Here is a 15,518-nt window from a genome sequence, read left to right as displayed (position 1 = left end):
CCGCGAAAAATTATTTTTCCGCGCGGCCAAAATACGGCGCGCATAACGGATCGCCGATCACCACGTCCTCCCAGCAAACAAAATGGGACGCCGCATAAAAACTTTCTGCCATCGTGTAACCTTCCGTGTAGCGGCCCAGGGCAATCGTCGGCGAGGCGATGCCTTGCAATTCCGGTTCGTCCACATAACCCTTGGCGCAAGTCAAACCGTGTGCGATCAAATCCGTCATCAGCGATTGCCCGCCCTTTGTCGGCAAAAATGTCCGCGCACTCGTTGATACCGCCGTGTCCGACAACGAGCCCGGCGCGAAGTAAAGCGAGAGATAAGCTTCCGGCGAATAAAATTCATTTCCCTGCCACGACTTCTCGTCATTGCTGCCCCACGAAAAATACCCTAGCAAATTGGAACGGCCCGCGATGAACTTTTTCGTCACGTCCAACTCCACGGGAATGCCGCGACTGGTCAGGACGTCGTTCGCGTGCAGCATGTCCGCGTTGAATTCGCTCCACGCCGATTCCGTGCGGATGACCACATTCGTGATCGGCCCCGGTTGCGTCGCTTTGTCACCCAAACCAAAAACCGGTTCCACGTCCAGCAACACTTTTCCCTGCTTCAAAATCTCCCCGATATTTTTCTCGGCCTCGAGCGAGCGCGCCACGAGTGATTTCGCATCCGCCTCGGTATAACCATCCAATCGCGTCACGAGATAGCCGCCGAATTTCGCGTGCGAAAATGGTTCCGTCGCATTCCAATAACGATTTGAATACGCACACCCGATCGCTCCCGAACCCGTGATGTCAATCTTCAGCGCGCCGGGCAGATTCGTATAGTCCATCGCCGCCAGGTAACTATCCACCGACGGATGCCCGCGAATATTTTCCGGCTCGCGGCTATGCTCATCGCAACTTCCCCATGGCGAACCCGTGATGCGGATCGGCACACCTTTCGTCAAGACAATGAAATTAATTCCGCTGTGCGCCGCTAAATACGCGCGCATTGGCGCCTCAATCTCGCGCACAAAATTGGAAAGCGAAATCGTTTCATTCTTCCGGCTCACCGCCGAGTCCGCACATTGCAGAGACAAAATATTTTTCACCCCGCGCTTGCCAGCGTAGTCGTCCGCAATCGCCTTCGAAATCGGACTCTCCGTATTCACCACCAGCAGGACTTCATCCGCCGTCCGCTTCTTCACATCCGCCGCTCCGCTGCTCCACGAAAATAAAAGCAAAACCGAAGCCGCCGCGAAAATAATCTTCGCCCCTCTGTCCTTCAAAGTGTGGTTGCTCATTCCTCCGCAAACTAACCAGTCCTCCCGCCCATTCCAACACTTTTGAAAAACCAAAATCGGGGATGCCGTTTTCCTCCGCGTCTCCGCGACTCCGCGGTTCAAAACACCTTCAAACTCACCCACCGCCGAAAATCACTTGCGTTCAATCCCCGCTTGTGAAACATTTCACAAACTTATGGCACACGTTAAACTCCATATTCCGGGCCCAGTCGAAGTCAGCGAAAAAACCTTTCGCGCCTTCTCCTCACCCATGATCGGCCACCGCGGCCAGGGCTTCAAAGACCTTTACGCCAAAATGCAGCCCCAGCTGCAATCCCTGTTCTACACCAAACAACTCGTTTACCTCAGCACCTCCTCCGCCTGGGGCATCATGGAAGGCGCCATTCGCAACCTCGTCACCAAACGCGTCCTCAACTGCATGTGCGGCGCCTTCTCCGACAAATGGCTCGACGTCTCCCTCCGCTGCGGCAAATCGGCCGAAGGCCTCAAAGCCGAATGGGGCTCGCCCATCCGCGCCCAACAAGTGGACGCCCAACTCGCCACCGGCAAGTTCGACGCCCTCACCCTCATCCACAATGAGACCTCCACCGGCGTCATGAGTCCCCTCGCGGAAATCGCCGCCCTCAAGCAAAAATATCCCGACGTCATGTTCATCGTGGATGCTGTCAGCTCCCTCACCGCCACCAAAATCGAATTCGATGCCCTTGGCATAGACGTCCTCCTCGCCGGCACGCAAAAAGCCTTCGCCATGCCCCCCGGCCTTGCCGTCTTCGCCGCCTCACCCGCCGCCCTGGCCAAAGCCGCCACCGTCAAAGACCGCGGTTACTACTTCGACTTCATCGAATTCCAAAAAAATGCCGAAGGCCACATGACCCCCAGCACCCCCAGCATCGGCCATATCTACGCCCTCAGCTCCAAACTCGACGAATTCTTTGCTGAAGGCCTCGACGCCCGGTTCGCGCGCCACGCCAAGCTCGCCCAAATGACCCATGCGTGGGCCGCCAAACACGGCTTCACCCTGTATCCCGAAAAAGGCTTTGAATCCGTCACCCTCACCTGCGTCAACAACGGCGCCAAACCCGGTGGCCGCACCGTGGACGTCGCCAAACTCCAAAAACTCGTCAAAGAACAAGGCTTCCTCATAGACGGCGGCTACGGCAAAATCAAAGGCCTAACCTTCCGCCTCTCCAACATGGGCGACGAAACCGAAGCCACCATGAACCAACTCTACGCCGCCCTGGATAATGCGATGAAGCAGTTGTAAAGAGATAAGAGGCTCGGATTTGCCAGGATGTTTTGGTGCTCACTCAGGGATGACGTTTCGAGATAATCTTAATTCTTAGCCGGTTCCTTTGCCGGCGTACGCGGCTGTTCCAATAAAGCTAAAAGTGCCGCTTGCAGTTTTTGATATGCTTCAGGCTTGAGATGCAGCGCATCGCGATAATTGTCTAACAATGACGTGGCCGAATTGTCGTCAGCCAGAACTTTTCGCAAGTCCAGAATGACGATTCCAGGCTGGCCGCCATATAGATGTGACAGTTGCTGATTGACTTCTATGACCGCGCGATTCACCTCCTCTGACCAAAATAACCTTCGCGCAATGGGAATTTTGCCGCCCGGAAGTATCAGCGTAAGGATCACCTTCGCCTGGCGTTCACGGGCGAGCGCCACCAGTTCGCAGAGATTACGAAAGCAATTGGTTTTGATTTCTACCGCGTCGGCTGGGGATACCCCAATCGCCTTCAAATCATTGATGCCCGCTTGAATCACCACCACGTCGGGTTTCTCGGAATCGAGGACCGCCCGCGCACCCAGCAGGATCTGCGCAGTCGTTTCCGCGGGGGCGCCGGCATTGATGGTGTAATAATTGGCCGGCAGCTCCGGCCACTCAGCCATGCGCGAGTCGCCCAGCAAAAGCACCCGAATTCCTGACTGATTGCCGGTGTGCGCCCCTGCGCGCAATGACCTCGGCTGGCGGCGGACCGCCAATTCGCGCGCGTAGAAAAAACGCACCGCTTTGACCAGCGCCACATTCATCACGCCGGAAATGAACAGCAACAGTCCGAGCACAATTGAAGTCCAAATCAGCAACCGTCGCGAGTGTGGGCGCTTGTTCACCGGCGGGAGGCATCCTGGGGCTTTTTAAATTTGGACATAAAAGGCCGCTCAAAATAGCGAAAACTAAGAGCGCCGATCGGGATGGCCAGCAGCGCCCCCCACGGATGAAAAACGCCAGCCATGAGCCCCCCGATGGTCAGCGGTTGCTGCCAAAGGTAGATCGAATACGTGCGATTGCCGAGGTAATGAAATATGTCGCCGAAGAGATTGCGTGGCGCGATTCCCGTCACATAACAGCCCGTGCATCCCGCCACGAATAGCGTGCCTGCCAGGACTACAACCTGTTTATGCATGGTATAGCTGGCCGGGTGCGAGAGAAGCGCGATCGTAAGAGCTGCGAAAGAAAATATTCCGATCCCCACCATCGCCGGCCCAAGCCTTTGAATGAATTGCGGGAACGAGACGTGAAGAAATGCAAAAAAAAAACCAGCCATCATCGGCCACGCTGCCACTTGAAACGTATAAGGATTATAATCGGACCTCCCCAGTACTGCGGCGCCCGCCGCTAGCATCGCCATCAGGATGAGTCCGAACACCATTAATCGCCGCGCCAACGCGCGGCCACCCAGGAAAAAGATCAGCGGCGCCAGGAGATAAAATTGCATTTCACAAGCCAGGCTCCAAAGGTGGCCGGCGAGATTTTCCGGAAGATGCGTCGCGGGCGAGTAAGCTGCCATCGTGGGTATGTAATAATTGCGATAATAGAGGAAAGAACTGGGTAATCCATCAAAGTACGAATGCGCGAATTCACGCGGCGCAAGAGTTGCCGGCAGCAGAAGCAACAGTATCGCGATAAAAATCAAATAAAAATATTTGGCGGGAATGAGCCGTTTTAACCTGCGTTTCCAAAAAAACTTCGCGCCTTGCCAGAAGTGCTCCGGACCCTTGCTCAACGAGCGAAACACCAAAATGCCGGAAATGAAAAAAAACAAGTTCACCCCGGCGCGGCCCACCCCGGGCACGCGATCCACCGGATAATGAAATCCATGAGAGATCAGAACCAACACCAAAGCCAGTCCGCGCCACTGGTCCAGGGAACGGTCTCCTGGTGATTGTATCAGCTTTGAAGGTGGAACCGCACTTGTTTTCGGAGTGGAACCAAAGGGAGAATCCGCGAAAGGCAGGCAGGCGGCTTTTTGCGATTCATTCATCCAACCCGAGCATAACGTCCCTTCTTTGAAGGTCAATTCGATAGCAAAGCTGCGCCCCGGCCTCCAGAGCTATTATGCAGGTTTGCTCGCATACGCAATCGCCTCCGAAAGCTCCCCATCAAACATTTCAGTACTATCATCATCTTGAGCCTCTAGTTTCTTTATCGCAATTGGTAAAAGATGTTCGACGGCAAATCTCTGTCGCAACAAGGTAGCTAGTTCCTCTCTCGATAGATCGCGAAGGGGTTTATTCCACGCTTCTTTGCAACGGCGAATCAATCCACTGTCCCAATCCGGCTCAACCCACGGTCCGAGAATGTCCGTGAGAGAAACAAAGTCGGTGGTTGTACTTTTATTCTGTGGCCTATTCTTCATCACAATCACGTCGAATGCGGCCTCGAATCTCATCACAAATCCCCTCAAACCTGCCGAAATACTCGCGTTCCAAACTCTCTCTCGAAAGCGCGAATGCCTCGTGCGTTGCCCGCAAACCCGCTTCTTTTGAAAGCTGCGCCGCCTCCGTCTGGAAGTGAGCATCCACATCGCGGGCCGCTTCCAAATCGCCCGCGTTGCGCATTCCACAATCCGCCACCCAAAGGCAGTCAATCAGCCTTTCTACCGCCGACAGGCTGGCAATGCCAGTGCGCCGCTCCTTCTGAATGACGTCGTCTCCCGCATCAATCATCCATGACTCATTGTCGGTAAGTGCGCTCACACTCAATGACAATCTGAATAACCTAGATGGCCGCCGCAATGCAAACATTTGAAAATATATGCCGTCGGACTGCCCTCTTTATTTAGCGCAGATAGGTAAATCTGCCACTCCATTCCATCCGTCATCCCGCCATCCTTCTGAATGGATGCAACGGCATCACGCCACCAACTTTCAATTTCCGCCCAACCCGCTCGACCAACAAATGCCGCTGCATCGCCACAGCAAGCCAGCCAATGCTCCTGCTGCCATCCTGAAAATCCTGGCGTCCGAAACGCGACCTCCTCAATAACCGATTCAGGCACGGGCAGTTTGGAATTTCCCCCCACACCATTGGCGTCTGTAAATTCCACATCAAACTTAACATGTGCCGAACCGTCGGCAATACACCAGGGACAAATACGCTCATCTAGCTCTTCAATCGAAAAAATTGGACCCACATAGATGTAACCACGCTGCTGATGACAGCACTTACACTCAGCCTCTGAATGCCTAATGCTGCCAGTGGCGATTGGATCTGGATGGTATTTGAACGACGGTAAAATCATCACACGCAATGCGCAATTTAGTCTCTTAAATTTCATCGCTCAATTTAAAACTCATCCGGCTTTAGCGATCGGGCGCATCTTGCACTGCCCGAGGTAAAGCACTTGCCGCCGCCGCAGTCCCGCAGGGACGAAAGACCTTAGCCCAGCCATTTATGGCTGGGTTTTATTTCGCTTCTAATTCGAGTCCCGCATGGGACGAAAGAACCTTCAATAGGTTGAGGGCTTTTGAACCTGCCCATTGAGATACCTGCACGGCAAATTCCGCCTCACAGCAGAAGCCTGCTACAGTAGGATTTTTCCATTTCATAAATAATATCGCGTGCCTACAATTTTTCGCATATCAACATGAACACCCACTTAGATGCACGAGCCCTGAAAATTCTCTGCGACTCATATTGGTCTCCGCAAGGCTGGAAACCACAGCCGCTTTGGGTCGTTTCTCCGGAAGATTTCAAATACGCAAAATCTAAAGGTGTGATGTTTGAGTCGGGCACGCGTGATCATCAAAAACTGGTAGAGGACCTTTCAAGCACCATCAAGCAACTGACCCGACGCCGCGTGGTTGATGCGTTTCTCGCGAGCCTCTCGACTCGGCGGCTTGAATGGCGATCCGCTCTCGGCAGCTACGCAGTCTTTCAACATCTGCCGATTCATGAACCGGTAAAACATGACAAACGCTGCGGCCTATGCGGCCTGTATTTGAACGAACGCGAACAAGACCTCAATATTTTAAATTTTGAACGGCTTAAGTGGGGCGGCGTCAGACATAATGACGTGATCTATGCTGCGTTCGACCTTAATCTCTTCTTGGCGATCAATGTGGCGGTCCCAACGCCGGAGGACATTCAAATATTTCGCAATCTCATCAATAGCATCGTTGCGGCGCCGCCCAAAGTAACGAGCGCCACCCTGCATTCGCATTTCAAAAAAGTAATTAAATCCAATAAGGCAGAACGTGATATAATCATTTCGATACTCGGCTTTTGCGGAATTCTTGAAACATCCGAGCACCGCGGATTCAGCGACGAGTTCATTGCTGTTAGCCAACAGAAACTTCCCGATCGCCGATTCGTGGACATGCACTATCCCGCCTGCTGGTGGAATGCGATTGACGGTGTGAACCAAAAGAACCTCAAAGATTATTTCGGCCACGTACTTTAAGCTGCAGATTTATTCCACCGCACTCGTCAGGCTTTTAGCGTTTACAATATCCGTTGGGATTAATTGGATTTGTCCGTCACTTTAGTGGCTGCACACTGGTCGCGCGCCGCAAATTCATCGGCTTCCCGCATAGTGGTGAATACCGGGCAATCCCATTCTTTGATAAGACCCAAAAAGAATGGGCCAAGTCTCATAACCGCCACATTTGACGGGACAGGCCTCATTTCAATTGACGCTCAACCAACCCATTAGTTAGCCTAACCTGAATGAAAATTCTGCGAGGAGTTTTGGCGGCTTCAACTCGGTTATCATCCAAACACCGGCGGTATCCGGCGTATTTCTTTCGCGCCTTCCCTTGGCTCTGCATTTTGATTTTTCAAGCAACGCTGGTTCATATTGCCCAGGGAGCCGCATTCACTGACGCTGATTGGGTGAATCTGGGTCAATCGCCGGGAACCAGCGGCTCAGTATTGGCGCTCGCGCTCGACTCTTCCAGCAACCTCTATGTGGGTGGCACATTTATTGCCGCCGGGGGAACCAACGTCGGCGAAATCGCTAAATGGAATGGCACTAAATGGTCAGCTTTGACCATCGGCCTCAACAGTCAGGCCAACGCCGCGATCTGTGATTCCAACGGCAACTTGTACGTGGCCGGAAATTTTACCACCGCCGGCGGTAGCAGTGCCAACCACATTGCCAAATGGGATGGAACCAAATGGTCAACGCTTGGTTCCGGGCTCAATGGCAATGTATCCGCCCTGGCTTTTGATAATTCAGGAAACCTTTACGCGGGCGGCACGTTTACCCTCGCTGGAGGAGTGAATGCCAGCAATATTGCCAAATGGAACGGCGCCACCTGGTCGGCCTTGGGTTTTGGCCTTAGCGGAGGCAGCGTGGCCGCATTGGCGTCGGACCCTTCGGGAAACATCTACGCCGGGGGCGCCTTCACCAATGCCAGCGGAACCACCGCCAATGAAATTGCCGTTTGGAACGGCGCTGTCTGGTCAAGCCTCGGGTCCGGCATGAACGGGACCGTCTCCGCCCTTACTCGGGACAACTCTGGAAACCTGTACGCGGGCGGAACTTTTACTACCGCGGGTGGGGTGTTTACGAGTCGAATCGCTAAATGGAATGGCACTTTTTGGTCGGCCCTGGGCTCGGGCGTTAACGCCGGGGTTAGCGCCCTGGGATGCGATGCCACCGGCAATCTATACGTGGGAGGAGCCTTCACGAGTGCCGGCTCTGTCCCGGCAAATTCATTGGCGAAATGGAATGGCAGCAGTTGGTCGTCTTTCGGCTCCGGATTGAATGGAACCGTTTACGCGTTGGCCGTTTCGGCTTCCAGCAATTTCTACAGCGGCGGACTTTTCTCTTTTGCCAATGGAATGCTCGTTAACAACCTCTCGCAATGGAATGGCACCAACGCTTTCGTTCTCGGTAGCGGCGTGAATGGCGTAGTTTCTTTGAATTTCTTCGATAAAGCCGGAATACTTTATGCCGTGGGAGGAAACCGGACGTTTTCAACCCCCACATCGCCCAATTACCTTGGGCAATGGAATGGAACCAACTGGTCACCGTTCACCTCCGGCCTGAATACCAGCAATGCAGTCATGGTTTCGGATGGCGCGGGGAATTTGTATGTCGGCGGAAATTTTACCAGTGTCGGAGGAATCAGCGCGAATCATATTGCCAGATGGGATGGCACAAATTGGTTTCCCCTTGGCTCAGGAGTCGCAGGTGGTCTTTTTGGCAGTCCGGTTTCTGCACTGGTCCTTGACCGGGCGGGGATTCTTTATGTCGGCGGGATCTTCACAACTGCTGGCGGATTAAGTGCCAAAGGCATTGCTAAATGGGATGGCACAAATTGGGCCCCCTTAGGCACCGGCGTTTCCGGCGGATCTGCTTCGGTGACTTCCCTGCAATTCGACACCAATGGAAATCTTTACGTGGCGGGCAATTTCACCGCGATCAATGGTACCAATGCCAATTCAATCGCCAAATGGGACGGCACAAATTGGTCAGCTCTCGGCTCCGGATTAACGGGAGGGGCGGGAGTTTTTGCCCTGCATTTCGACGTGAACGGGAATCTTTACGCAGCGGGCAATTTCACTACCGCCGGCGGAGTGACTGCCGGCTCAATCGCCAGGTGGAATGGCACGGCCTGGTCCAGTCTCGGCACTGGACTCTCCGGCGGAAACGGGTTTGTCTATGCTCTGGCTTTTGATCCCACGGGCAATCTATACGCTGGCGGCGGTTTTACTATAGCCGGTGGAGTGACTGTCAGCGCCGTGGCCGAATGGAATGGTTCCACCTGGAGTACTCTGGGCTCCGGCGTGGCGGGTGCCAACCCCGGTTTTGGTGGGCTGACCGTCGGTTCTCTAATATTTGATAATTCTGGCCAGCTTTATGTCGGAGGCAATTTTACCACCGCCGGCGGTGTACCCTCCGCTTATTTTGCCAAAGCGCTCGTTTACCCGTTTTACCCCTACACTTTCGCGACTAATAAAAACACGATCACCATTATGCACTACACTGGCAGCGGTGGAGCGGTGATCATTCCATCCACGATTACGGGTTTGCCGGTGACCAGCATCGGCATTGGCGCCTTTCAAAACGTCACCGCGCTGACCAGCGTTTACATTCCCGATACCGTCACCAATATCGGAGCTGCTGCGTTTATTTTTTGCACCAAGCTAACCAATGTCGTCATTGGCCAGGGCGTCACCAGCATTGGCCAGTCGGCATTTAGCTCTTGCTCCAGTCTTGCCGGCATCTCAATTCCCATTAACGTGACTAGCATCGGTCCCACCGCTCTAGCTAATTGCACAAACCTGACCAGCATAACCATTCCCGACAATATTACCTCCATCGGTCAGGCCGCGTTCCAAGGTTGCGTGGGGCTGACTAATGCGATCATCGGCCACGGCATCACCGTGATTGGCGAGCAAACTTTTATAGGCTGCAGCAATCTTAGTTCTGTCTCGCTTCCGCCCGGCCTGATTGGCATTGCTCTGGAAGCCTTTGATGATTGCACGGCCCTCTCCGCAATTACAATCGGCTCGAATGTTGCCAATATCGGACAACAGGCTTTCGACGGTTGCAGCCACCTCACAACCATTTCTATTCCCGCCAGTGTCACCACCATCGGACCGGACGCTTTCCTCGGATGCTCCAGCTTGGCCGCGATAAATGTGGATTCAAGCAATTCCGTTTATAGCAGCGTGGGCGGCGTGCTGTTCGACAAAAATCAATCTACCTTGATCCGATTTCCCGGTGGCTTGGCCGGTTCTTATACTGTTCCCGCGAGTGTCAATAATCTTGCTGGCGACGCCTTCGAAGGTTGCACGAACCTTGCCAACCTCATCATTCCTCCAACCATCAGCAACCTCGCGATGGATGTTTTTGCTAATTGCTTCAGCTTGACGACCGTGGATTTTCAAGGCAACGCTCCCGTCGCCGATTCGACGGCCTTCACGAACGATGTCGCCACAACGGTTTATTACCTGCCCGGCACCATCGGTTGGAGCAATAGTTACGCGGGTGTCCCCACCGCGCCGTGGTATCTACCAAATCCAATCATTCTAAATAACTCGGCGAATTTTGGCGTGCAAAGCAACGGATTTGGTTTCCTCGTTTCGTGGGCAACCAATACCTCCGCCGTCGTCGAAGCCACCACTAACCTGACTAACCCGGTTTGGATTCCCGTCCAGACTAACACGCTGACCAACGGTTCATTCTCCTTCAGTGAACCTTTGCTAACGAACAGTCCGGGACGCTACTATCGCATAATTTCCCAATGACCACATAAATTGCGACTCGCACACCCGGCCAGGTTCTCAGAAAAACCAAACCAAATTAGGTTTGTGCCGTGAGTCCCATCACGCTATGAATAAGCAATCCAACCGCTCCCATTTTTGATCGAATCAAAACTGGAAAGCGTCGGATTATCAGAATGACTTGGCGTTTATTATTCCCATTAGGGCTGCTCGGACTCGTTCTTGCCTTCAGCGGCTGCACCACCAACCGCGTGCCGCAAAATTCCTCCGCTTCCGGCATCGTCGTGGATACCCAGGGCCATCCCGTCGCCGATGCCTCCATCGAAATTTATCGCCATTCAATGATCAGTTCATTTCTTCCTGCCGAATTGGAATTGAAAGGGACGACCCACACCGACAGCCACGGCGTGTTCCAATTTTCTTATGCACCCGGAGGCAGCATTCTCCTCGTCCGCGCTCCAACCCTTGCACCCACCTGGCGCACCCCATGGCGATTGGACCCCGACGATCTTCCCCTCGTTTTCACCGTCACCAAGCCTGCGACCATCGAGGGAATCGTCGTGGACGAACACGATCAACCCATCGCCGACGCTGACGTTTGGACGTCCCAGGTCACCAGCACAACCTTGCTCGGCGAAGCTCGTTTCAGTCTCGATATTCTTTCCGGCCAGCCCGCGCACGAATTATTCCACACCCGCACCGGAAGCGACGGACGGTTCCGCCTCGAAGGTTTGCCCACCGGCGCCGGAGCCAACTTGACCGTCACCAAAACCGGCCTCGCGATGCGCGAACCCACTCCCGATCCCGGCAGCCTCGACTTCAACCAATGTCAGTCCGGTCAAAGCGGCGTCAAGCTCGTCATGGAACCCAGCGGCGAAATCCAGGGGAAAATTTTCATTCAAGCCACCGCCCAACCTTTGGCCGGCGCGACCATTTGGCTCCGCCGCCAGCAAGCCACCTACTCATTCGACCAGGGCCGCGAACCCGTGAAATCCGCTGCCGATGGCACCTTCCACTTCAGCGATGTTGGCGCCGGCCCCTATCAAGTCATTGCCCACGTCGGCGCTGTCCGTGACCCGATGCCCAAATGGGTAGCCGATGCCGTGGATGTCTCCGTCCAGGCCGGACAAAAAACCAGCGTTGAAATTCCCGCCGTCAAAGGTGGCATTTTGGAAATAAAAGTAACCGATAAATCCAATCACAAACCGCTCGCGGGCGCTTTAGTTGCCGCCGACAACCGAAATTTTCAAGCCAATATCACCACCGACGCGCGCGGACTGGCCCGGTTCCGGCTGCCATCGGGTGAGTACCATTATTCCGCCATGAAAGCCGCGTGGACTCCCGCACAGGAACAGGCGCGCGTCGCCAACGCAGAAATCAACCACAGCCATATCGAATTAACCCCGCCCAAAATTCTCACCGGCGTCGTCCGCACTCCATCAGGCGACGGCGCCCCCAATATTCGCGTGACCGTAGATGCCTACGGCGGCGAGGCTCGCACCGACTCGCGCGGAAGATTTAAGCTCACTTGGAACCCCACCGGCATCGGCGGCACGATTGGAATTTATAGCCTGATCGCCCGTGATTGGACCAACAACCTGGCCGCCGTCGCCATGCTCAAGCCCACAACCACGAATCAAGACCTCGTTTTGAAATCGGCCCTCACGCTTTCCGGCCAGGTGAACGATAACCACGGCCACGCCCTTGCCGGCGCACGGGTCGGCTTGACCCTCAGCATGAACGATTCTTCTGACGGGACTTTTAGAACTTCTTCAACCGATTTTGACAAGATCCCCATGCAAACCGATGCCGATGGACAATTCATGTTCACGACTCTTCCGCAAGGTCTCGAATACGGCCTGAACATCTCCGCGAAAGGTTACGGCTCGATAACTCAAGATTTCACCAAAACCCAGACTAAAGCCAACGCTATCAGACTGGACCTGGTCCTCAAACCGGCAAACCTAAAACTCTCCGGCCGCGTCGTGGATGCAAAAGATCACCCTCTCGCCGGCGCGAGTGTTTACATTTCCGGCGAAGGCCAAACCGCTCATTCTGTCAAAACTGATCCCGAAGGTCATTTTGAATTCGAACAAGTCAGTGCCGGGCCCGTGCATCTTAGCGCCATTTATGAAGGACATTTCGGAAGCCTTTCAGCCCAGGGCGGCGACCAAAATGTGGTCATCAAAATCACCTCCGGCCAGCCAGGACGCACGCGGCGAAAACCAAAATAACCTGCAAATCATCACGACTACGATCACTGCCCACTCGGCGGCACGGTCAGGCGTTGCGCCTCCCATCCTTTAAAATCGCCGTCGGCCCGTTTAACTACCTCCACGTGGCCATCGGCAAAACCGTAGGTCTTCAAGGTCGCCCCCGGCGAAGTGATCTCCTCCAAAATTGCCACCGAACTCGGGTCCTTCAACGTGTTCAATGGCCCGCCATAACGCACCTCGAACTGGTTCGTTGCCAGCAGCAATTCCATTTGTTTGTCCTTTGAAAGATAATTCGTCGCCTGCGAGAAATCACCCGGCAGCCGGTTTTGGTTATCGTTCGCATACATCATAAACGCCAGCAGCCAATTCTTCGCGCTATCCATTTTCTCTATCGTCTGTAATTCTTCGATCGCCTTCTGCCGCTCCTCCTCTTCCGGGCTCAACGCCACGTTCGTCTGGCCTGTTCCCGCCGCCACCGGCGTCACCTTCGCCGCCGCCAACTGTTTGTTCAACGCCGTCGTCTGGTTCCTTAGCCGCATCAACTCATCCAATTCCTTTTGCGACAATCCCCGCGAATCCTTCGCCAGCGCCATCTGGTTCGACAAGCGCGCATTCTCGTCAACCAGCGCTCCCATTTTTTCGTTCTGCGATTGCAACGCCGCGTCTGTCTCGCGCCACTTCGCATGTTGTTGCATCGCCCATGGCGTCATCGCGCCCGCAACCACCAACGCCCCGATCATCCCCGTTTGAAGTTTAGTTAGTGCCATAAGTTTAATCATGATTGTGCTCACCCCACCGCCCACATTCGCAAACGCCGCGCCCGCCACCGCCGACGCAAGCCCCGCGGGAACCGCCGAAGCCGTGTGCGCCGCCAGCACCGCGCCCAGCGCCCCAACCGACAATGCCGCCCCTCGCCGTTTCAAAACCACCTGCAACTTATCCAATGCCCGGTTCACCCGCATCCGCGCCGCGTCTTCGCTGCCGCCGAGCGATGCCCCAATCGCGCGAAAATCCCGCTGCTCAAAAAATCGCAACAAAATCGCCGCGCGATCTTCATCGCCCAATTCCAAAATCGCCTCGTCCAAAATCGGCTCGATCTTCCGCCATTCCTCCGGCGCGCCGTTCGTCAGTGCGTTCATTTCGCCTGCCTCCTGTTCGCGGATTTGCCGGCGACGCTCCGCGCGCACAAATTTCGTCGCCGCGTGAAAAGTATATTGATGCAGCCACCCCCCGAGCATCACTTCGCTCGAAAGCGTTCGCGCCTTTTGCGCCAGGCCGATGAACACCGTTTGCGTGATTTCCTCCGCCGAATGCGTGTTTCCGCCCGTGAGCCGCAACGCCGCCGAATACACCAGGCCGAGATAATTCGCCACCAATTCGCGAAACGCCGTTTCCGAACCCGTTCGCACATACTCCGCAAGTAATTGCCGGCTCTCCATTGTCATTTCCAAAGTAAATCCCCGCCGTGCCGCAAAACCGAACAAAAAATTTCAATCACGTATCAACTTTAACCTGTAGCGGCGGTCTATGACCGCCGAATTCTTGAATGGGAGGGCGAGCGTACTCGCAAGCCGTGACTTTATTAAACACCATAAATGAGTCCAAAGCGTTCATCCCCCCTCAAAAAATTTTCGCTTGGTATTTCCCGGGCGAGTCAATCATCCTCAAGTGTGTCTTCCAGCGGCTATCGCATCGTCAAACTCGTCAACGGCGTCCACAGCGTCCACTCGCTCGCCGAACGCGAAACCTTTCACCCCGTCATCGGTCCCGCCGCCGAAGCCGAGGCGCTCTACGTAAAACAACTGTGTCTCGTCGAGCGCATGACCGCGCACACCGGCGAATTTGTGATCTGGGACGTCGGCCTCGGCGCCGCCGCGAATGTCCTCACCGTTCTCCGCGCCACCCGCGAAACCCATTGCCCGCTTCGCATCATCAGCTTCGACCACACGCTCGAACCGCTCCAATTCGCCCTCGAAAATGCCGAAGCCCTTGGCTACTTCACCGATTACGAACCACCCGTCGCCGCCTTTCTCAAAAACCATCACCACACCTTCACCGACGGCAACCGCCAAGTAACCTGGAACTTACACTTGGGCGATTTCCCCTCTTTACTCCGCACTCCGCATTCCGCACTCCGCACTAATCCGCCCCACGCAATTTTATTCGACGCCTTCTCGCCCGCAAAAAATCCCACGATGTGGACCGAACCGCTTTTCGAAAATCTATTCCGCCATCTCGATCCCATTCGCCCCTGCGCCTTGCCGACCTACACCCGCAGCAATTTAGTCCGCGTCTCCCTTTTGCTCGCCGGTTTTTACGTCGGAGCGGGCCACGCTACCGGTGAGAAAGAAGAAACCACCATTGCCGCAAACACTCTATCTTTGATCACCGAACCGCTCGATCAAAAATGGCTCGCGCGCGTCCGCAAATCCACCAGCGCCGAACCGCTTTGGGAACCCATCTATCGCCAGTCGCCCCTCGCCGAAGCCACGTGGGAAAAGTTGCGCCAACACCCGCAGTTCAAGTAAGCTATCCAGTCGCGGCACAG

The 15,518-nt window shown here is 54.7% G+C and carries 13 protein-coding genes; 5 read left to right on the top strand and 8 right to left on the bottom strand.

Features of this window, described 5'->3' with window-relative positions; all coding sequences use genetic code 11:
• Positions 1 to 10: 10 nt before the first annotated feature.
• Complete coding sequence (locus VH413_13235; GenBank protein HEX3799655.1) at positions 11 to 1,288, bottom strand: TIGR03790 family protein; 1,278 nt, start codon at positions 1,286 to 1,288, stop codon at positions 11 to 13.
• A gap of 175 nt (positions 1,289 to 1,463) precedes the next feature.
• Here VH413_13235 and VH413_13230 point away from each other — a divergent pair, with 175 nt between their 5' ends.
• On the top strand, positions 1,464 to 2,552 hold the full coding sequence (locus tag VH413_13230; GenBank protein HEX3799654.1) for an aminotransferase class V-fold PLP-dependent enzyme: 1,089 nt from the start codon (positions 1,464 to 1,466) through the stop codon (positions 2,550 to 2,552).
• A gap of 68 nt (positions 2,553 to 2,620) precedes the next feature.
• Here VH413_13230 and VH413_13225 read toward each other — a convergent pair whose 3' ends face one another.
• The 6 genes from VH413_13225 to VH413_13200 all read right to left on the bottom strand — a co-directional run bounded on the left by VH413_13225 (position 2,621) and on the right by VH413_13200 (position 6,124).
• Positions 2,621 to 3,358: a GDSL-type esterase/lipase family protein gene (locus VH413_13225; protein HEX3799653.1), complete on the bottom strand. Its 738-nt coding sequence runs from the start codon at positions 3,356 to 3,358 to the stop codon at positions 2,621 to 2,623.
• A gap of 44 nt (positions 3,359 to 3,402) precedes the next feature.
• Entirely contained in the window at positions 3,403 to 4,557 is a 1,155-nt protein-coding gene (locus VH413_13220; GenBank protein HEX3799652.1) for an acyltransferase, read from the bottom strand.
• A gap of 72 nt (positions 4,558 to 4,629) precedes the next feature.
• The gene (locus tag VH413_13215) at positions 4,630 to 4,932 is read right to left on the bottom strand and encodes a contact-dependent growth inhibition system immunity protein (protein HEX3799651.1); all 303 of its coding nucleotides are present in this window, start codon (positions 4,930 to 4,932) and stop codon (positions 4,630 to 4,632) included.
• Complete coding sequence (locus tag VH413_13210; protein ID HEX3799650.1) at positions 4,922 to 5,272, bottom strand: hypothetical protein; 351 nt, start codon at positions 5,270 to 5,272, stop codon at positions 4,922 to 4,924. Before VH413_13210 ends, VH413_13215 begins: the two co-directional genes overlap by 11 nt.
• 2 nt (positions 5,273 to 5,274) lie before the next feature.
• A complete protein-coding gene (locus tag VH413_13205; GenBank protein HEX3799649.1) occupies positions 5,275 to 5,853 on the bottom strand; it encodes a CbrC family protein in 579 nt (192 codons plus the stop codon).
• A gap of 127 nt (positions 5,854 to 5,980) precedes the next feature.
• A complete protein-coding gene (locus tag VH413_13200; GenBank protein ID HEX3799648.1) occupies positions 5,981 to 6,124 on the bottom strand; it encodes a hypothetical protein in 144 nt (47 codons plus the stop codon).
• Between the two features lie 38 nt (positions 6,125 to 6,162).
• On the opposite strand from VH413_13200, the gene VH413_13195 reads away from it, so the two are divergent.
• The 3 genes from VH413_13195 (at position 6,163) to VH413_13185 (ending at position 12,988) form a co-directional block, all read left to right on the top strand.
• Complete coding sequence (locus VH413_13195) at positions 6,163 to 6,978, top strand: hypothetical protein (GenBank protein ID HEX3799647.1); 816 nt, start codon at positions 6,163 to 6,165, stop codon at positions 6,976 to 6,978.
• A gap of 368 nt (positions 6,979 to 7,346) precedes the next feature.
• The gene (locus VH413_13190; GenBank protein HEX3799646.1) at positions 7,347 to 10,778 is read left to right on the top strand and encodes a leucine-rich repeat protein; all 3,432 of its coding nucleotides are present in this window, start codon (positions 7,347 to 7,349) and stop codon (positions 10,776 to 10,778) included.
• 152 nt (positions 10,779 to 10,930) lie between these two features.
• On the top strand, positions 10,931 to 12,988 hold the full coding sequence (locus tag VH413_13185) for a carboxypeptidase regulatory-like domain-containing protein (GenBank protein HEX3799645.1): 2,058 nt from the start codon (positions 10,931 to 10,933) through the stop codon (positions 12,986 to 12,988).
• 23 nt (positions 12,989 to 13,011) lie between these two features.
• Here the strand turns inward: VH413_13185 and VH413_13180 are convergent, their stop codons facing one another.
• Positions 13,012 to 14,415 carry a sigma-70 family RNA polymerase sigma factor gene (locus VH413_13180; GenBank protein HEX3799644.1) on the bottom strand — a complete coding sequence of 468 codons (1,404 nt, stop codon included), beginning with the start codon at positions 14,413 to 14,415 and terminating at the stop codon, positions 13,012 to 13,014.
• Positions 14,416 to 14,640: 225 nt separating this feature from the next.
• Between VH413_13180 and VH413_13175 the strand changes: the two genes are divergently transcribed.
• Entirely contained in the window at positions 14,641 to 15,498 is an 858-nt protein-coding gene (locus VH413_13175) for an MnmC family methyltransferase (protein HEX3799643.1), read from the top strand.
• Positions 15,499 to 15,518: the final 20 nt, after the last annotated feature.

Source organism: Verrucomicrobiia bacterium (assembly GCA_036268055.1).
In the GTDB taxonomy this organism is placed as follows: domain Bacteria; phylum Verrucomicrobiota; class Verrucomicrobiia; order Limisphaerales; family Pedosphaeraceae; genus DATAUW01.
This window is presented reverse-complemented; position numbering and strand designations above follow the sequence as displayed.